Annotated in this window: 23 protein-coding genes; all 23 read right to left on the bottom strand. The window is 58.6% G+C overall.

Going from position 1 to position 16,752, the window contains the following annotated elements:
- Positions 1 to 5 precede the first annotated feature (5 nt).
- The 23 genes from rplR to rpoC all read right to left on the bottom strand — a co-directional run bounded on the left by rplR (position 6) and on the right by rpoC (position 16,752).
- Positions 6 to 356, bottom strand: a complete 351-nt coding sequence (rplR, locus tag VF673_RS14060) for a 50S ribosomal protein L18 (protein WP_320330289.1) — start codon at positions 354 to 356, stop codon at positions 6 to 8.
- An 11-nt stretch (positions 357 to 367) separates the two neighbouring features.
- A complete protein-coding gene (gene rplF / locus VF673_RS14055) occupies positions 368 to 898 on the bottom strand; it encodes a 50S ribosomal protein L6 (protein WP_320330288.1) in 531 nt (176 codons plus the stop codon).
- A gap of 12 nt (positions 899 to 910) precedes the next feature.
- Positions 911 to 1,303, bottom strand: coding sequence for a 30S ribosomal protein S8 (rpsH, locus tag VF673_RS14050; RefSeq protein WP_090540722.1), 393 nt, complete (start codon positions 1,301 to 1,303; stop codon positions 911 to 913).
- A gap of 38 nt (positions 1,304 to 1,341) precedes the next feature.
- Positions 1,342 to 1,647 (bottom strand): 30S ribosomal protein S14, encoded by a 306-nt coding sequence (gene rpsN, locus VF673_RS14045; RefSeq protein ID WP_090540727.1) that lies wholly within the window; start codon positions 1,645 to 1,647, stop codon positions 1,342 to 1,344.
- Positions 1,648 to 1,656: 9 nt separating this feature from the next.
- The gene (rplE, locus tag VF673_RS14040; protein ID WP_273128344.1) at positions 1,657 to 2,196 is read right to left on the bottom strand and encodes a 50S ribosomal protein L5; all 540 of its coding nucleotides are present in this window, start codon (positions 2,194 to 2,196) and stop codon (positions 1,657 to 1,659) included.
- A 17-nt stretch (positions 2,197 to 2,213) separates the two neighbouring features.
- Complete coding sequence (gene rplX / locus VF673_RS14035; RefSeq protein WP_090540732.1) at positions 2,214 to 2,528, bottom strand: 50S ribosomal protein L24; 315 nt, start codon at positions 2,526 to 2,528, stop codon at positions 2,214 to 2,216.
- An 11-nt stretch (positions 2,529 to 2,539) separates the two neighbouring features.
- Positions 2,540 to 2,908, bottom strand: a complete 369-nt coding sequence (rplN, locus tag VF673_RS14030; RefSeq protein WP_088277353.1) for a 50S ribosomal protein L14 — start codon at positions 2,906 to 2,908, stop codon at positions 2,540 to 2,542.
- A gap of 43 nt (positions 2,909 to 2,951) precedes the next feature.
- Positions 2,952 to 3,215, bottom strand: coding sequence for a 30S ribosomal protein S17 (rpsQ, locus tag VF673_RS14025; protein ID WP_090540734.1), 264 nt, complete (start codon positions 3,213 to 3,215; stop codon positions 2,952 to 2,954).
- A 2-nt stretch (positions 3,216 to 3,217) separates the two neighbouring features.
- The gene (rpmC, locus tag VF673_RS14020; RefSeq protein WP_090540736.1) at positions 3,218 to 3,409 is read right to left on the bottom strand and encodes a 50S ribosomal protein L29; all 192 of its coding nucleotides are present in this window, start codon (positions 3,407 to 3,409) and stop codon (positions 3,218 to 3,220) included.
- On the bottom strand, positions 3,409 to 3,822 hold the full coding sequence (gene rplP / locus VF673_RS14015; protein WP_036993714.1) for a 50S ribosomal protein L16: 414 nt from the start codon (positions 3,820 to 3,822) through the stop codon (positions 3,409 to 3,411). Before rplP ends, rpmC begins: the two co-directional genes overlap by 1 nt.
- An 11-nt stretch (positions 3,823 to 3,833) precedes the next feature.
- Positions 3,834 to 4,514, bottom strand: coding sequence for a 30S ribosomal protein S3 (gene rpsC, locus VF673_RS14010; RefSeq protein WP_090540740.1), 681 nt, complete (start codon positions 4,512 to 4,514; stop codon positions 3,834 to 3,836).
- A gap of 9 nt (positions 4,515 to 4,523) precedes the next feature.
- The gene (rplV, locus tag VF673_RS14005; RefSeq protein WP_090540741.1) at positions 4,524 to 4,856 is read right to left on the bottom strand and encodes a 50S ribosomal protein L22; all 333 of its coding nucleotides are present in this window, start codon (positions 4,854 to 4,856) and stop codon (positions 4,524 to 4,526) included.
- A gap of 12 nt (positions 4,857 to 4,868) precedes the next feature.
- Positions 4,869 to 5,144: a 30S ribosomal protein S19 gene (rpsS, locus tag VF673_RS14000; protein ID WP_090540742.1), complete on the bottom strand. Its 276-nt coding sequence runs from the start codon at positions 5,142 to 5,144 to the stop codon at positions 4,869 to 4,871.
- Positions 5,145 to 5,159: 15 nt separating this feature from the next.
- Positions 5,160 to 5,984 (bottom strand): 50S ribosomal protein L2, encoded by an 825-nt coding sequence (gene rplB / locus VF673_RS13995; RefSeq protein ID WP_090540745.1) that lies wholly within the window; start codon positions 5,982 to 5,984, stop codon positions 5,160 to 5,162.
- A 14-nt stretch (positions 5,985 to 5,998) separates the two neighbouring features.
- Positions 5,999 to 6,295 carry a 50S ribosomal protein L23 gene (rplW, locus tag VF673_RS13990; protein ID WP_090540747.1) on the bottom strand — a complete coding sequence of 99 codons (297 nt, stop codon included), beginning with the start codon at positions 6,293 to 6,295 and terminating at the stop codon, positions 5,999 to 6,001.
- On the bottom strand, positions 6,292 to 6,894 hold the full coding sequence (rplD, locus tag VF673_RS13985; RefSeq protein ID WP_090540749.1) for a 50S ribosomal protein L4: 603 nt from the start codon (positions 6,892 to 6,894) through the stop codon (positions 6,292 to 6,294). The genes rplW and rplD overlap by 4 nt, the downstream gene beginning before the upstream one ends.
- 12 nt (positions 6,895 to 6,906) lie before the next feature.
- Entirely contained in the window at positions 6,907 to 7,545 is a 639-nt protein-coding gene (rplC, locus tag VF673_RS13980; RefSeq protein ID WP_090540751.1) for a 50S ribosomal protein L3, read from the bottom strand.
- 94 nt (positions 7,546 to 7,639) lie between these two features.
- On the bottom strand, positions 7,640 to 7,951 hold the full coding sequence (gene rpsJ, locus VF673_RS13975; RefSeq protein WP_044501102.1) for a 30S ribosomal protein S10: 312 nt from the start codon (positions 7,949 to 7,951) through the stop codon (positions 7,640 to 7,642).
- Between the two features lie 153 nt (positions 7,952 to 8,104).
- Positions 8,105 to 9,304, bottom strand: coding sequence for an elongation factor Tu (gene tuf / locus VF673_RS13970; protein ID WP_440292389.1), 1,200 nt, complete (start codon positions 9,302 to 9,304; stop codon positions 8,105 to 8,107).
- 33 nt (positions 9,305 to 9,337) lie between these two features.
- A complete protein-coding gene (gene fusA, locus VF673_RS13965; protein ID WP_440292393.1) occupies positions 9,338 to 11,440 on the bottom strand; it encodes an elongation factor G in 2,103 nt (700 codons plus the stop codon).
- A gap of 21 nt (positions 11,441 to 11,461) precedes the next feature.
- The gene (gene rpsG, locus VF673_RS13960; RefSeq protein ID WP_320331962.1) at positions 11,462 to 11,935 is read right to left on the bottom strand and encodes a 30S ribosomal protein S7; all 474 of its coding nucleotides are present in this window, start codon (positions 11,933 to 11,935) and stop codon (positions 11,462 to 11,464) included.
- Between the two features lie 100 nt (positions 11,936 to 12,035).
- A complete protein-coding gene (gene rpsL / locus VF673_RS13955; RefSeq protein ID WP_036993737.1) occupies positions 12,036 to 12,407 on the bottom strand; it encodes a 30S ribosomal protein S12 in 372 nt (123 codons plus the stop codon).
- 145 nt (positions 12,408 to 12,552) lie between these two features.
- Positions 12,553 to 16,752, bottom strand: a complete 4,200-nt coding sequence (rpoC, locus tag VF673_RS13950) for a DNA-directed RNA polymerase subunit beta' (protein ID WP_440292392.1) — start codon at positions 16,750 to 16,752, stop codon at positions 12,553 to 12,555.

Below are 16,752 nucleotides of genomic sequence, written 5' to 3'. Positions count from 1 at the left end.
TACCCTTAGAATTCCAGCCCGCCTTCACGAGCGGCGTCGGCCAGCGCTTTCACGCGGCCATGATACTTGAAGCCGGAACGGTCGAAGGAGACCTGAGTAATACCGGCGGCCTTGGCACGCTCGGCAACCAGCTGGCCTACTTTCTTGGCGGCTTCTACGTTACCGGTGTTACCACCACGCAGACTGGCATCCAGAGTGGAAGCGCTGGCCAGTACCTTGGAACCATCGGCGGAGATCACTTGTGCGTACATGTGCTGCGAAGAACGGTATACGCACAGACGTACGGCTTCGAGCTCGCGCAGTTTCAGACGCGAACGACGAGCGCGACGGAGACGAATAACTTTTTTATCGCTCATTTTGCTATGCCCTACTTCTTCTTGGCTTCTTTACGACGCACGATCTCATCGGCGTAACGGACACCCTTGCCCTTGTAAGGCTCTGGGCGACGGAAGTCGCGGATTTCCGCGGCAACCTGACCGATCAGTTGCTTGTCGATACCTTTGATGACGATATCAGTCTGGCTGGGGGTTTCCACGGAAACGCCCTCAGGCAGTTGATATTCGACCGGGTGGGAAAAGCCCAGTGCCAGGGACAGAGTCTGACCCTTGGCGGCTGCACGATAACCCACACCAACCAGCTGCAGCTTGCGCTCGAAGCCCTGGCTTACGCCGACAACCATGTTGTTGACCAGAGCACGGGTAGTGCCGGCCATGGCCGCATTCGGACTTCCGGGACGCGGTGCGAAACGCAGCTCGCCCTCTTCCTGGATCAATTCAACGGAAGGATGCATGGTCAGATTCAGAGCACCCTTGGGGCCCTTGACCGATACTTCCTGACCTTCAACCTTTACTTCTACACCCTGTGGCAGTTTGACAGGGTTCTTGGCGACGCGAGACATCGTAACCCCCTATCAGAATACGGTGCAGAGTACTTCGCCGCCGACACCGGCAGCGCGAGCGGCACGATCAGTCATCACACCCTTGTTGGTGGAGACGATCGATACACCCAGTCCACCCTTGACCTTGGGCAGCTGGTCGGCGGACTTGTACTGGCGCAGGCCGGGACGGCTCACGCGCTTGAGTTCTTCAATGACCGGCTTGCCTTCGAAGTACTTCAGTTCGATGGACAGGACAGGCTTGGCGTCGCCCTGAACTTCGTAACCGGCTACGTAGCCTTCTTCGGTCAATACTTTGGCGACAGCCACCTTCAGCTTTGCCGAAGGCATGCTGACACTGGACTTTTCAGCCATCTGGGCATTACGGATACGGGTCAGCATATCTGCTAACGGGTCCTGCATACTCATGGGCTTGGTGCTCCTGAAACGAGTAAGTAAGGTCTTGTTTACCAGCTGGCCTTGACCAGACCGGGTACATCACCGCGCATGGCAGCTTCGCGCAGTTTGATGCGGGAAAGACCAAATTTGCGGTATACACCGTGCGGACGGCCGGTGACGCGGCAGCGATTACGCTGACGCACCGGGCTCGCATCACGCGGCAGTTTCTGCAGGGCAACCTGGGCGTTCCAACGCTCCTCGACGGAAACGTTGACGTTACCAACCAGCGCCTTCAGTTCAGCACGCTTGGCAGCGTACTTGGCAACCAGACGAGCGCGCTTGGCCTCGCGGTTCTTCATGCTGATTTTGGCCATGTGCGACTCCTAGTTACGGAACGGGAAGGCAAATGCACGCAGCAGCGCGCGACCTTCGTCGTCGTTACGGGCAGTGGTGGTGAAGGTGATGTCCAGACCACGCAGGGCATCGATCTTGTCGTAATCGATTTCCGGGAAGATGATCTGCTCCTTGACACCCATGCTGTAGTTGCCACGACCGTCGAAGGACTTGGCATTCAGACCACGGAAGTCACGCACACGCGGCAGCGAGATCGACAGCAGACGATCCAGGAATTCGTACATCTGCTCACGGCGCAGGGTTACCTTGACGCCGATCGGCCAACCGTCACGAATCTTGAAGCCGGCAATGGACTTGCGGGAGTAGGTCACGATGCCCTTGCGGCCTGTGATCTTCTCCAGGTCAGCCAGTGCGTTCTCGATGACTTTCTTGTCACCTACTGCTTCACCAAGGCCCATGTTCAGGGTGATCTTGGTGATCTTCGGAACTTCCATCACGTTCTGCAGGCCCAGTTCTTCCTTGAGCTTGGGAACCAGGTTGTTCCGGTAATGTTCTTTCAATCTAGCCATGGTAAGCACCTGGACCCTCAAGCGTCGACGGCTTTTTGGGTCGACTTGAAAATACGAACCTTCTTACCGTCTTCGACCTTGAAGCCGACGCGATCGGCCTTGCTGGTCTCAGGGTTGAAGATAGCCACGTTGGAGACGTGGATGGGCGCCTCCTTTTCAACAATACCGCCCTGTACACCAGCCATGGGGTTCGGCTTGGTGTGGCGCTTGATAATGTTGACACCGGTCACAACCAGGCGGTTGTCAGCCAGGACCTTGAGGACCTTGCCGCGCTTGCCTTTGTCTTTACCGGCGATGACGATGACGTCGTCGTCACGTTTGATCTTTTGCATGACCGGGCTCCTTACAGCACTTCGGGCGCGAGGGAAACGATCTTCATGAACTGTTCGTTACGCAGTTCACGAGTCACTGGCCCAAAGATGCGGGTACCGATCGGCTCATTCTTGTTGTTGAGCAGAACAGCAGCGTTGCCATCGAAACGGATCAGCGAACCGTCGGTACGGCGAACGCCGTGACGGGTACGCACGATGACCGCATTCAGCACCTGGCCTTTCTTTACTTTGCCGCGCGGAATCGCTTCCTTCACGGTCACTTTGATGATATCGCCAATGCCAGCGTAGCGACGGTGAGAACCGCCCAGAACCTTGATGCACATGACACGACGTGCACCACTGTTGTCAGCCACATCCAGCATGGATTGAGTCTGAATCATAACTTTCTCCGACCCTTAAATAATCCGCTATACCGCGCGGGGCTTAGACTTGCGCCGCGCGCTCGTCGATCTGAACCAGGGTCCAGCTCTTGGTCTTGGCCAAGGGGCGGGTTTCCCGAATGGTCACGATATCGCCGATGCGGCATTCGTTGTTCTCGTCATGCGCGTGCAGCTTGGTAGAGCGGCGTACGTACTTGCCGTACAGCGGATGCTTTACCTGGCGCTCAACGAGCACGGTAATGGTTTTTTCCATCTTGTCGCTGACCACACGGCCAGTAACAGTACGAACAATAGAGTTCTCGGCCATGATCAGTTACCACCTTTCTCATTGAGCACAGTCTTGACTCGAGCGATGTCACGCTTGGTCTGCTTCAGCAGGTGACTCTGACCGAGTTGACCGGTTGCCTTCTGCATGCGCAGATTGAACTGATCGCGCAGCAGGGTGAGCAGCTGTTCATTCAGCTGCTCGGCAGATTTTTCACGAAGTTCTGTCGCTTTCATCACATCACCGTCCGCTTAACAAAGGTGGTTGCCAGCGGCAGCTTGGCAGCGGCCAGGGCAAATGCCTCACGCGCCAGCTCTTCGGAAACACCTTCAATCTCGTACAGGACCTTGCCCGGCTGAATCTGGGCTACCCAGTATTCGACGTTACCCTTACCTTTACCCATCCGCACCTCGAGGGGCTTCTTGGAGATCGGCTTGTCAGGGAAGACACGGATCCAGATTTTACCGCCACGCTTGACGTGACGAGTCAGAGCACGACGTGCCGCTTCGATCTGACGCGCGGTCAGACGACCACGGCTGACGGATTTCAGAGCGTATTCGCCAAAGCTCACCTTACTGCCGCGATGCGCCAGACCACGGTTGTGGCCGGTCATTTGCTTGCGGAACTTCGTACGCTTGGGTTGTAACATGTGCGTACCCCTTACTTAGCAGCTTTTTTCTTGGTCGCGACGGCTTTGACTTCCTCGGGCTGACCACCAATGATCTCGCCTTTGAAAATCCAAACCTTCACACCGATCACACCATAAGTGGTGTGGGCTTCAGCCGTCGCGTAGTCGATGTCGGCACGCAGGGTGTGCAGCGGCACACGCCCTTCACGGTACCACTCGGTACGGGCGATCTCGGCGCCGCCGAGACGGCCGCTGACCTGGATCTTGATACCCTTGGCACCGATACGCATGGCGTTCTGTACAGCACGCTTCATGGCGCGACGGAACATCACGCGGCGTTCCAGCTGCTGAGCAACGCTCTGAGCAACCAGGGCAGCGTCGAGCTCCGGCTTGCGGATCTCTTCGATGTTGATGTGCACCGGCACGCCCATCTGGCTGGTCAGTTCCTGACGCAGCTTCTCGACGTCCTCACCCTTCTTGCCGATCACGATACCGGGACGGGCAGTGTGGATGGTGATGCGGGCGGTCTGAGCCGGACGCTGGATATCAACGCGGCTGACAGAGGCGCTCTTCAAAGTGTCCTGAATGTACTGACGTACCTTCAGATCAGTGTTCAGATAGTCAGCGTAAGTGCGACCATCTGCGTACCACACCGAAGTGTGCTGTTTTACGATACCGAGGCGAATACCCGTCGGATTTACTTTCTGACCCATGATCGACTCCTACTTGTCAGCAACCTTGACCGTGATGTGGCAAGACCGCTTTACGATGCGATCAGCACGGCCTTTGGCACGCGGCATGATGCGCTTCAGGGAGCGACCTTCGTTTACAAACACGGTGGAGACCTTCAGGTCATCCACGTCTGCGCCATCGTTGTGCTCGGCGTTGGCAATGGCCGACTCCAGCACTTTCTTGATGACGTCAGCGGCCTTCTTGTTGCTGAAAGTCAGCAGGTTCAGGGCCTCATCTACTTTCTTCCCGCGGATCTGGTCGGCAACCAGGCGTGCTTTCTGGGCAGAAAGTTTGGCGCCCTTGAGCGTAGCGGCTACTTCCATCTTCCTGTCCCCTTAGCGCTTGGCTTTCTTGTCTGCCGCGTGACCACGATAGGTACGGGTGGCAGCGAATTCGCCCAACTTGTGGCCGACCATGTCTTCGGTAACGATAACCGGCACATGCTGACGACCGTTATGTACAGCGATGGTCAGACCGACCATCTGCGGCAGTACCATGGAACGGCGCGACCAGGTCTTAACCGGCTTGCGATCGTTCTTTTCTACTGCGACTTCGACCTTCTTCAACAGGTGAAGATCGATAAAAGGACCTTTCTTCAGAGAACGCGGCACGTCGTTTCCCCTCTATTACTTGCTGCGACGACGGACAATCATGTTGTCAGTGCGCTTGTTGGACCGAGTCTTGGCACCCTTGGTGGGGAAGCCCCACGGCGACACCGGATGACGACCACCAGAAGTACGCCCTTCACCACCACCATGCGGGTGGTCGACCGGGTTCATGGCAACACCACGAACAGTCGGACGTACGCCGCGCCAGCGAGTGGCACCGGCCTTGCCCAGGGAGCGCAGGCTGTGTTCACCGTTGGATGCTTCACCCAGGGTGGCACGGCACTCGCCGAGGACCTTGCGCATCTCGCCAGAGCGCAGACGAACGGTGACATAGGCACCTTCGCGAGCTACCAGCTGGACGGAAGCACCGGCACTCCGGGCAACCTGAGCACCCTTGCCGGGCTTCAGTTCGATCGCGTGGATGGTGCTACCAACCGGGATATTGCGCAGCGGCAGGCAGTTACCCGGCTTGATCGGCGCCTCGGCACCACTGATCAGCTGATCGCCAGCTACCACGCCCTTGGGGGCGATGATGTAGCGACGCTCGCCGTCAGCATACTTCAGCAGAGCAATATGAGCGGTACGGTTCGGATCGTATTCCACGCGCTCCACGGTGGCAGGAATGCCATCCTTGTTGCGACGGAAATCGACCAGACGGTAGTGCTGCTTGTGGCCGCCCCCACGATGACGCGTGGTGATACGACCATTGTTGTTACGACCACCGGACTTGCCTTGCTTCTCCAGCAGAGGTGCATAGGGAGCACCCTTGTGCAGGTCCGAGTTAACGACCTTTACAACGAAGCGGCGGCCAGCGGAAGTAGGTTTACATTTAACAATTGCCATGATGTACCCCTTTCTTATTCAGCGCTGGCGAAGTCGATGTCCTGACCGGGCTGCAGGCTTACATAGGCCTTCTTCCAGTCATTACGCTTGCCCAGGCCGCGAACGGTTCGCTTGGTCTTGCCATTGACATTCAGGGTCGAAACCTTCTCGACCTTGACGTTGAACAGTTGCTCAACAGCTTTCTTGATTTCCAGCTTGGTCGCAGTGGTATCCACCTTGAACACGATCTGGCTGTGCTTTTCGGCCAGACCGGTAGCCTTTTCGGATACATGCGGGCCGAGCAGTACTTTGAAAATGCGCTCCTGGTTCATCCCAGCATCTCCTCGAACTTCTTGACAGCAGGTACAGTGATCAGCACCTTGTCGTAAGCGATCAGGCTGACCGGATCAGAGCCCTGTACGTCACGTACGTCGACGTGCGGCAGGTTGCGTGCAGCCAGGTACAGGTTGGTGTCGAGGCTATCGGTAACGATCAGCACGTTATCCAGATTCAGCTCGTTCAGCTTGCCAACCAGGGCCTTGGTCTTGGGCGCGTCCACACCGAAGCTCTCGACAACCACCAGGCGATCCTGACGGATCAGCTCGGACAGGATGGAGCGCATGGCGCCGCGGTACATCTTGCGGTTCAGCTTCTGCTCGAAGTTGCGCGGACGAGCTGCGAAGGTGGTACCGCCCCCACGCCAGATCGGGCTGCGGATGGTACCGGCACGGGCACGGCCGGTGCCCTTCTGACGCCAGGGCTTCTTGCCGCCACCGGACACTTCAGAACGGGTCTTCTGCTGCTTGGTGCCCTGACGGCCACCGGCCATGTAGGCAACAACAGCCTGGTGAACCAGGGTTTCGTTAAACTCGGTGGCAAAGGTCTGATCGGAAACTTCGATCGCGCTCGCACCAGCTACATTCAGATTCATGAGAACTCCCCCTTAACCCTTGGCCTTGACTGCCGGGCGCACAATGACGTCGCTACCGGGAGCACCGGGTACCGGGCCCTTGATCAGCAGAAGGTTACGTTCGGCGTCAACGCGTACGATTTCCAGGGTCTGCACGGTCACGCGCTCGGCGCCCATGTGACCGGACATCTTCTTGCCCTTGAATACGCGACCCGGGGTCTGGCACTGGCCGATGGAGCCGGGGACACGGTGGGACACGGAGTTGCCGTGGGTGGCATCCTGACCGCGGAAGTTCCAGCGCTTGATGGTACCGGCAAAGCCCTTACCTTTGGACTGACCGGTAACGTCTACTTTCTGGCCCGCTTCGAAAATACCGACATTGATTTCTGCGCCAGCTTCGAACTCTGCACCGTCTTCCAGGCGGAATTCGCATACGCTGCGACCTGCAGCAGTATTGGCCTTGGCAAAATGACCAGCCATGGGCTTGCTGACCCGACTGGCGCGGCGCTCGCCTACGGTGACTTGAATGGCGTTGTAGCCATCCTTGTCGAGGGTCTTGACTTGAGTGATACGGTTGGGCTCGACCTCGACCACCGTAACAGGAATGGAAACACCATCTTCAGTGAAAACGCGGGTCATACCGCATTTCCGGCCGACTACACCAATAGTCATGTTGTAAACCTCTTAAGTGCACGGGGCTATTACCCGCTATGGCCGCCCATTTCAGGGCGTTACACGGCTGGATAGCCCCCGTCGTTCGGGGCTATCAGCCGAGGCTGATCTGAACCTCAACGCCAGCTGCAAGGTCCAGTTTCATCAGCGCATCGACAGTCTTGTCGGTGGGCTGAACGATATCCAGCACCCGCTTGTGGGTACGGATTTCATATTGATCCCGGGCATCTTTGTTGACGTGCGGAGAAATCAGCACGGTAAAACGCTCTTTGCGTGTCGGCAAAGGAATCGGACCACGCACCTGAGCCCCAGTACGCTTCGCGGTATCCACGATTTCCTGGGTAGATTGATCAATCAGGCGATGGTCAAAAGCCTTCAACCGAATACGAATCTGTTGGTTCTGCATTTGACCAGAAACTCCAAGCTTCTATTTTCAGAGCACACCCGGACACAGGCGGGCCCATCCAAGGGAGGCGCAATATTACAGATGCGCCATTCTAGTGTCAACCAAAATACAAAAGCCCCCGATCACCGGGGGCTTCTGCTTATGGTCAGATTATCAGGCGATAATCTTGGCAACCACGCCGGCGCCAACGGTACGGCCGCCTTCGCGGATAGCGAAGCGCAGACCTTCTTCCATGGCGATCGGAGCGATCAGGGTAACAACCAGCTTGACGTTGTCGCCCGGCATGACCATTTCCACGCCTTCGGGCAGTTCGCAGGAACCGGTCACGTCAGTGGTACGGAAGTAGAACTGCGGACGGTAGCCCTTGAAGAACGGGGTGTGACGACCACCTTCGTCCTTGCCCAGTACGTAGACTTCGGCTTCGAACTGGGTGTGCGGCTTGATGGTGCCCGGCTTGGCCAGAACCTGACCACGCTCAACGTCTTCACGCTTGGTACCACGCAGCAGAACACCAACGTTCTCACCGGCACGGCCTTCGTCCAGCAGCTTGCGGAACATCTCGACACCAGTACAGGTAGTCTTGGTGGTCTCCTTGATGCCGACGATTTCGACCTCTTCCTGAACCTTGATGATACCGCGCTCAACACGACCGGTTACCACAGTACCGCGACCGGAAATGGAGAACACGTCTTCGATCGGCATCAGGAACGGCTTGTCGATGGCACGCTCAGGCTCGGGGATGTAGCTGTCCAGAGTCTCGACCAGGGTCTTGACGGCAGTGGTGCCCAGACCGTTGTCGTCGCGACCTTCCAGAGCCATCAGGGCGGAACCGATGATGATCGGAGTGTCGTCGCCGGGGAAGTCGTAGGTGCTCAGCAGATCGCGCACTTCCATTTCCACCAGTTCCAGCAGCTCTTCGTCGTCAACCATGTCGGCCTTGTTCAGGAACACGACGATGTAGGGTACGCCTACCTGACGGGACAGCAGGATGTGCTCGCGGGTCTGCGGCATCGGGCCGTCAGCAGCGGAGCAGACCAGGATAGCGCCGTCCATCTGGGCAGCACCGGTGATCATGTTCTTCACGTAGTCGGCGTGACCGGGGCAGTCAACGTGCGCGTAGTGACGGGTCGGGGAATCATACTCAACGTGGGAAGTGTTGATGGTGATACCACGAGCCTTCTCTTCCGGCGCGTTGTCGATCTGGTCGTAGCCCTTGGAAGAGCCGCTGCTGCCGAATACTTCGGCGCAGACGCGAGTCAGGGCTGCGGTCAGAGTGGTCTTGCCATGGTCAACGTGACCGATGGTGCCCACGTTCAGGTGCGGTTTACTGCGTTCAAACTTTTCTTTTGCCACGATTAGTAACCTCTTCAATTAGCCAGGAAGCAATCAGCCTTGCTTCTTGATGATAGCGTCAACGATGTTCGAGGGAGCCTCGGCGTATTTGGAGAACTCCATGGAGTAGCTGGCACGTCCCTGGGACATGGAGCGTACATCCGTGGCGTAACCAAACATCTCACCCAGCGGAACCTCAGCACGGATGACCTTCCCGGAGGGAGAGTCTTCCATACCCTGAACCAGACCACGACGACGGTTGAGGTCACCCATCACGTCACCCATGTAGTCCTCAGGGGTCACTACTTCAACTTTCATGATCGGCTCGAGCAGAACGGCACCGCCTTTCTGGGCCAGCTGCTTGGTGGCCATGGAAGCGGCGATCTTGAACGCCATTTCGTTCGAGTCGACATCATGATAAGAACCATCAAAGATGGTTGCCTTGAGGCTGAGCAGCGGGTAACCGGCGAGAACACCGTTCTTCATCTGCTCATCAATGCCCTTCTGTACCGCAGGAATGTATTCCTTGGGTACCACACCACCAACCACTTCGCTGGCGAATACCAGGCCTTCGACGCCTTCTTCGGCCGGCTCGAAGCGGATCCAGACGTGACCGAACTGACCGCGACCACCGGACTGACGAACGAACTTGCCTTCGATCTCGCAGGTGTTGCGGATAGCTTCACGGTAGGCCACCTGGGGCTTGCCGATGTTGGCCTCGACGTTGAATTCGCGCTTCATGCGGTCAACGATGATGTCCAGGTGCAGTTCACCCATACCGCCGATGATGGTCTGACCGGACTCTTCGTCGGTGCGCACACGGAAGGACGGGTCTTCCTGGGCCAGCTTGCCCAGTGCGATGCCCATCTTCTCCTGGTCAGCCTTGGTTTTCGGCTCGACCGCTACGTGGATAACCGGCTCGGGGAAGTCCATGCGCTCCAGAACGATGGGCTTCTCGATGTCACACAGGGTGTCACCGGTAGTCACGTCCTTCATGCCGATCAGGGCGGCGATGTCACCCGCGCGCAGCTCCTTGATCTCTTCGCGGCTGTTGGCCTGCATCTGAACCATACGACCAACGCGCTCTTTCTTGCCCTTGACCGAGTTCATCACCGAGTCGCCGGAGCTCAGCACACCGGAGTACACGCGGACGAAGGTCAGGGTACCGACGAAGGGGTCGGTAGCGATCTTGAACGCCAGAGCAGCGAAAGGCTCGTCGTCGCTGGAGATACGCTGATCGGTGATGTCGTCGCTGTCGGGGCTGACACCCTTGATGGCTTCAACTTCATCGGGAGCCGGCAGGAAGTCGATAACGGCGTCCAGTACCAGCGGCACACCCTTGTTCTTGAACGAGGAGCCGCAGACAGCCGGAACGATCTCGCTGGCCAGGGTACGCTGACGCAGGCCGGCCTTGATCTCTTCCAGAGACAGGTCGCCCTCTTCCAGGTACTTGTTCATCAGCTCTTCGTTGGCTTCGGCAGCGCTTTCCACCAGGTTCTCACGGTACTGGTTGGCCAGCTCGAGCATATCTTCCGGGATCTCTTCCTCGCGGAAGGACATACCCATGTCGGCATCATTCCAGTAGATGGCCTTCATGCGCAGCAGGTCGACCTGGCCGACGAAGTTTTCCTCGGAGCCGATCGGCAGCTGCAGCGGCACCGGAGTGTGGCCCAGACGCTTCTTGATCTGCTCGACGACGCGCAGGAAGTTGGCGCCCTGACGGTCCAGCTTGTTGACGTAGACGATGCGCGGCACGCCGTACTTGTTGGCCTGACGCCATACGGTTTCGGACTGGGGCTCGACACCGGAGGTGCCGCAGAACACTACGACCGCACCGTCGAGTACGCGCAGGGAGCGCTCTACCTCAATGGTAAAGTCAACGTGGCCGGGGGTATCGATAACGTTGACGCGGTGCTTCTTGTACTGCTTCTGGGAACCCTGCCAGAAGGCGGTAACAGCGGCGGAGGTAATGGTGATACCACGCTCCTGCTCCTGCGCCATCCAGTCAGTGGTACTGGCACCATCATGGGTCTCGCCCATCTTGTGGTTCACGCCAGTGTAATACAGGATCCGTTCCGTGGTGGTGGTTTTGCCCGCATCGACGTGCGCACAAATACCGATATTTCGGTACAGATTGATCGGGGTTGTACGAGCCACGATAGTCTCCTGAGTCGTTGTTTAGAAGCGATAGTGTGAGAAGGCCTTGTTGGCTTCAGCCATACGGTGCACGTCTTCACGCTTCTTGACCGCAGAACCTTTACCCTCAGAGGCATCAAGGAGTTCACCAGCAAGACGCAGATCCATCGATTTCTCGCCACGCTTACGGGCAGCATCTACCAGCCAGCGCATTGCCAGAGCATTGCGGCGGGAGGGACGCACTTCAACCGGAACCTGGTAGGTGGCACCACCTACACGGCGGGATTTGACCTCGACCAGCGGAGCGATGGCATCCAGTGCTTTCTCGAACACTTCAACCGGATTATCAGTCTTGGTGCGCTCTTTCACTTTGTCCAGTGCACCGTACACGATACGCTCAGCGGTGGATTTCTTGCCGCTTTCCATTACATGGTTCATGAATTTGGCGAGAATCTGGCTGCCATACTTAGGTTCTGGCAGGATCTCACGTTTTGCCGCTACACGACGTCTTGGCATGATAAGCCCTCAAAACGGTCTTCAGGTTAGCTCAGGACTGGAACACTTGTGTTACGCCTGACCTTACTCTTATCGACTCAGGTTAAAAGAATTCAAAAACTTACTTCGGACGCTTGGCGCCGTACTTGGAACGACCCTGCTTGCGGTCTTTCACACCGGAGGTATCCAGGGAACCGCGAACAGTGTGGTAACGCACACCCGGCAGGTCTTTTACACGGCCGCCGCGAATCAGAACGACGCTGTGCTCCTGCAGGTTGTGGCCTTCACCACCGATATAGGAAGAAACTTCAAAGCCGTTGGTCAGGCGTACGCGGCAGACCTTACGCAGAGCCGAGTTCGGCTTCTTCGGCGTGGTGGTATATACACGGGTACATACACCACGGCGCTGCGGGCAGTTCTGCAGCGCGGGCACGTCGCTTTTTTCAGCAACACGCTTGCGCGGCTTTTGAACCAGCTGGTTGATTGTTGCCATCTAGCAAAACTCCATAGATGTCCCTGGGACATATTAAATAAAACGGCAGGGCGAAACGCCCCGCCTATTTTAGGGGTACGGAATTCTATAGATCCCATACCCGAGCGTCAAGCCGCCCGCCGCGCAGGGCGACGGGCAACCTGGATCAGTTGCCGCTGAAGTTCAGCGCATCGGACAGCGCCTGTTCGACTTCACTGGCGCTCACCTTGGTCGGCTTGTCGGCCAGACGCTGGCGCTTGCGCTCGGCGTGGTAGGCCAGACCGGTACCGGCCGGGATCAGACGACCTACGACCACGTTCTCCTTCAGACCGCGCAGATGGTCGCGCTTGCCGGTGACGGCAGCCTCGGTCAGCACGCGGGTGGTCTCCTGGAAGGAGGCCGCGGAAATGAAGGACTCGGTGGACAGCGACGCCTTGGTGATACCCAGCAGTACCCGCTCGTACTTGGCCGGGAACTTGTCCTGAGCGATCAGGGCTTCGTTCTCTTCCAGTACCTGGGTCAGCTCGACCTGATCGCCCTTGATGAAGCTGGAGTCGCCGGACTCGGTGATCTCGACCTTGCGCAGCATCTGGCGAATGGTCACCTCGATGTGCTTGTCGTTGATCTTCACGCCCTGCAGACGGTACACGTCCTGGATCTCGTTGACGATGTACTTGGCCAGCTCGCTGACACCCAGCAGGCGCAGGATATCGTGCGGGTTGCTCGGACCGTCGGAGATAACCTCACCGCGAGTGACCTGCTCACCTTCGAACACGTTCAGGTGGCGCCACTTCGGAATCAGCTCCTCGTACGGATCGCTGCCATCCACCGGAGTGATGATCAGGCGGCGCTTGCCCTTGGTTTCCTTGCCGAAGGAAATGGTACCGCTGATTTCCGCCAGGATTGCCGGCTCCTTCGGACGACGCGCCTCGAACAGGTCGGCCACACGCGGCAGACCACCGGTGATGTCCCGGGTTTTGGAGGTTTCACGCGGAATACGCGCGATCACGTCACCGATGTTCACTTCGACGCCGTCGGACAGGTTGACCTGGGTCTTCTCCGGCAGGAAGTACTGCGCCGGCACATCGGTGCCCGGCAGCATGAGTTCCTTGCCATCGGAGCCGATCAGCTTGATGGTCGGACGGATGTCCTTACCGGCGGACGGACGCTCGTGAACCGCCATCACCTCGATGTTGCTCAGACCGGTCAGCTCGTCGGTCTGACGACGGATGGTGATCCCCTCTTCCATGCCGACGAACTGGACGGTACCGGCGATCTCGGTAACGATCGGGTGGGTGTGCGGGTCCCACTTGGCCACGACCTGACCGGCCTGCACCTCTTCACCCTCATGGATCGAGATGACTGCACCGTAGGGCAGCTTGTAGCGCTCGCGCTCGCGACCGAACTCGTCAGCCAGAGCCAGCTCACCGGAACGGGATACCGCCACCAGCGCGCCGTCGTCACGGGTCACGTGCTTCAGGTTGCTCAAGCGGATGGTACCGGCGCTCTTGACCTGGATGCTGTCCTGGGCGGCGGTCCGGCTGGCGGCACCACCGATGTGGAAGGTACGCATGGTCAGCTGGGTACCCGGCTCACCGATGGACTGGGCAGCGATAACGCCCACTGCCTCACCGATGTTGATCAGGTGACCACGTGCCAGGTCGCGACCATAGCAGGTGGAGCACACACCGTAGCGGGTCTCGCAGGTGATCGGCGAACGCACGATGACCTCATCGACACTGTTGGTCTCGAGGAAGTCGACCAGCTTCTCGTCGATCAGGGTACCGGCGGCCAGAATGACTTCTTCCGTGCCCGGCTTGAGAACATCCTGGGCGGCAACCCGGCCCAGTACGCGCTCGCCCAGCGGCTCGACGATATCACCACCTTCGATATGCGGCTTCATGACCAGACCCTGGTCGGTGCCACAGTCGACCTCGGTGATCACCAGGTCCTGGGCCACGTCAACCAGACGACGGGTCAGGTAACCGGAGTTCGCGGTCTTCAGTGCGGTATCGGCCAGACCCTTACGGGCACCGTGGGTCGAGATGAAGTACTGCAGTACGTTCAGACCTTCACGGAAGTTGGCGATGATCGGCGTCTCGATGATGGAGCCGTCCGGCTTGGCCATCAGGCCCCGCATACCCGCCAGCTGACGTATCTGGGCGGCGGAACCCCGGGCACCGGAGTCGGCCATCATGTACATGGAGTTGAAGGATTCGTGGGCGATCTCGTTGCCTTCACGATCCTTGATGCGGTCGACCTTGAGGTTCTCCATCATGGCCTTGGAGATCTCGTCGTTGGCGCGGGACCACAGGTCGATGACCTTGTTGTACTTCTCACCGGCGGTTACCAGACCGGCGGCGTACTGATCCTCGATTTCCTTCACTTCGGCGGTGGCGCGCTCGATGATCTCGGCCTTCTCTTCCGGGATCTCGAAGTCGTTCACACCGATGGAGGCACCGGAGATGGTCGAGTAGGCAAAACCGGTGTACATCAGCTGGTCGGCGAAGATCACGGTTTCCTTCAGACCCACCACGCGGTAGCTGGTGTTGATCAGCTTGGAAATCGCCTTCTTGCGCAGCGGCTGGTCGACCAGGGAGAACGGCAGCCCCTTGGGCAGGATCTGGAACAGCAGCGCACGACCGGCAGTGGTCTCGACCAGACGGGTCTCGGTGGTGGAGTTGCCTTCCTTGTCGATGACGGTCTCGGTGATGCGCACCTTGATCATCGCATGCAGGGCCAGCTGGCCGGTACGGTAGGCCATTTCCACTTCGCTGATGCTGCTGAAGTCCATGCCTTCACCCTTGGCGTTCACCAGGGAGCGGGTCATGTAGTACAGACCCAGTACCACGTCCTGGGACGGCACGATGATCGGCTCACCGCTGGCGGGCGACAGGATGTTGTTGGTCGACATCATCAGCGCACGGGCTTCCAGCTGGGCCTCGAGGGTCAGCGGAACGTGGACGGCCATCTGGTCACCGTCGAAGTCGGCGTTGTACGCGGCACAGACCAGCGGGTGCAGCTGGATGGCCTTGCCTTCGATCAGCACGGGCTCAAAGGCCTGGATACCGAGACGGTGCAGGGTCGGCGCACGGTTGAGCAGTACCGGGTGTTCGCGGATGACCTCGGCGAGGATGTCCCACACCTCCGGCAGTTCGCGCTCGACCATCTTCTTGGCCGCCTTGATGGTGGTGGCCAGGCCGCGGTGCTCCAGCTTGCCGAAGATGAACGGCTTGAACAGCTCCAGGGCCATCTTCTTGGGCAGACCGCACTGGTGCAGACGCAGGGTCGGACCCACCACGATCACCGAGCGACCGGAGTAGTCCACGCGCTTGCCCAGCAGGTTCTGACGGAAGCGACCCTGCTTGCCCTTGATCATGTCGGCCAGGGACTTCAGCGGGCGCTTGTTGGTGCCGGTGATGGCACGGCCGCGACGACCGTTGTCCAGCAGTGCGTCGACGGATTCCTGCAGCATGCGCTTTTCGTTGCGCACGATGATGTCCGGCGCAGCCAGATCCAGCAGGCGCTTGAGGCGGTTGTTGCGGTTGATGACCCGGCGATACAGATCGTTCAGGTCGGAAGTGGCAAAGCGGCCACCGTCCAGGGGCACCAGCGGTCGCAGGTCCGGCGGCAATACCGGCAGAACGGTCATGACCATCCACTCGGGCTTGTTGCCGGAGCTCTGGAAGGCTTCCATCAGCTTCAGACGCTTGGACAGCTTCTTGATCTTGGTTTCCGAAGTGGTCTGCGGGATTTCTTCACGCAGACGGCTGATCTCGTGGTCCAGATCCAGACCGCTGAGCAGCTGGAACACGGCTTCGGCACCCATGCGGGCGTCGAACTCGTCACCGAATTCTTCCAGGGCTTCGAAGTACTGCTCGTCGTTCAGCAGCTGACCCTTCTCCAGCGTGGTCAGACCGGGCTCGATCACCACATAGCTTTCGAAGTAGAGCACGCGCTCGATATCACGCAGGGTCATGTCCAGCAGCAGGCCGATACGGGACGGCAGGGACTTCAGGAACCAGATGTGGGCAACCGGCGAGGCCAGCTCGATGTGGCCCATGCGCTCGCGGCGGACCTTGGCCAGCGCCACTTCCACGCCGCACTTCTCACAGATCACGCCACGGTGCTTGAGGCGCTTGTACTTGCCGCACAGGCACTCGTAGTCCTTCACCGGTCCGAAGATCTTGGCGCAGAACAGGCCGTCGCGCTCCGGCTTGAAGGTACGGTAGTTGATGGTCTCCGGCTTCTTGACTTCGCCATACGACCAGGACCGGATCATTTCCGGCGATGCCAGTCCGATCCGGATGGAATCGAACTCTTCAATCTGTCCCTGGGACTTGAGCAGGTTCAGTAAGTCTTTCAA

The organism is Halopseudomonas sp. Lyrl_26 (genome assembly GCF_051948695.1).
GTDB classification, from domain to species: domain Bacteria; phylum Pseudomonadota; class Gammaproteobacteria; order Pseudomonadales; family Pseudomonadaceae; genus Halopseudomonas; species Halopseudomonas formosensis.
The sequence above is the reverse complement of the archived record's forward strand: the minus strand, read 5'-3'. Positions and strand labels throughout refer to the sequence as shown.

Excerpts from the sequence above, each read along its gene's own strand:
- rplE (WP_273128344.1), bottom strand. The coding sequence starts at position 2,196 with ATGGCTAGATTGAAAGAACATTACCGGAACAACCTGGTTCCCAAGCTC.
- rpsN (WP_090540727.1), bottom strand. The coding sequence starts at position 1,647 with ATGGCCAAAATCAGCATGAAGAACCGCGAGGCCAAGCGCGCTCGTCTG.
- rplB (WP_090540745.1), bottom strand. The coding sequence starts at position 5,984 with ATGGCAATTGTTAAATGTAAACCTACTTCCGCTGGCCGCCGCTTCGTT.
- rplV (WP_090540741.1), bottom strand. The coding sequence starts at position 4,856 with ATGGAAGTAGCCGCTACGCTCAAGGGCGCCAAACTTTCTGCCCAGAAA.
- rplP (WP_036993714.1), bottom strand. The coding sequence starts at position 3,822 with ATGTTACAACCCAAGCGTACGAAGTTCCGCAAGCAAATGACCGGCCAC.
- rpsQ (WP_090540734.1), bottom strand. The coding sequence starts at position 3,215 with ATGGCCGAGAACTCTATTGTTCGTACTGTTACTGGCCGTGTGGTCAGC.
- rplD (WP_090540749.1), bottom strand. The coding sequence starts at position 6,894 with ATGAATCTGAATGTAGCTGGTGCGAGCGCGATCGAAGTTTCCGATCAG.
- rplW (WP_090540747.1), bottom strand. The coding sequence starts at position 6,295 with ATGAACCAGGAGCGCATTTTCAAAGTACTGCTCGGCCCGCATGTATCC.
- rplR (WP_320330289.1), bottom strand. The coding sequence starts at position 356 with ATGAGCGATAAAAAAGTTATTCGTCTCCGTCGCGCTCGTCGTTCGCGT.
- rplX (WP_090540732.1), bottom strand. The coding sequence starts at position 2,528 with ATGCAAAAGATCAAACGTGACGACGACGTCATCGTCATCGCCGGTAAA.
- rpsG (WP_320331962.1), bottom strand. The coding sequence starts at position 11,935 with ATGCCAAGACGTCGTGTAGCGGCAAAACGTGAGATCCTGCCAGAACCT.
- rpsJ (WP_044501102.1), bottom strand. The coding sequence starts at position 7,951 with ATGCAGAACCAACAGATTCGTATTCGGTTGAAGGCTTTTGACCATCGC.
- rplF (WP_320330288.1), bottom strand. The coding sequence starts at position 898 with ATGTCTCGCGTCGCCAAGAACCCTGTCAAACTGCCACAGGGTGTAGAA.
- rplC (WP_090540751.1), bottom strand. The coding sequence starts at position 7,545 with ATGACTATTGGTGTAGTCGGCCGGAAATGCGGTATGACCCGCGTTTTC.
- rpmC (WP_090540736.1), bottom strand. The coding sequence starts at position 3,409 with ATGAAAGCGACAGAACTTCGTGAAAAATCTGCCGAGCAGCTGAATGAA.
- rpsC (WP_090540740.1), bottom strand. The coding sequence starts at position 4,514 with ATGGGTCAGAAAGTAAATCCGACGGGTATTCGCCTCGGTATCGTAAAA.
- rpsL (WP_036993737.1), bottom strand. The coding sequence starts at position 12,407 with ATGGCAACAATCAACCAGCTGGTTCAAAAGCCGCGCAAGCGTGTTGCT.
- rpsH (WP_090540722.1), bottom strand. The coding sequence starts at position 1,303 with ATGAGTATGCAGGACCCGTTAGCAGATATGCTGACCCGTATCCGTAAT.
- rplN (WP_088277353.1), bottom strand. The coding sequence starts at position 2,908 with ATGATTCAGACTCAATCCATGCTGGATGTGGCTGACAACAGTGGTGCA.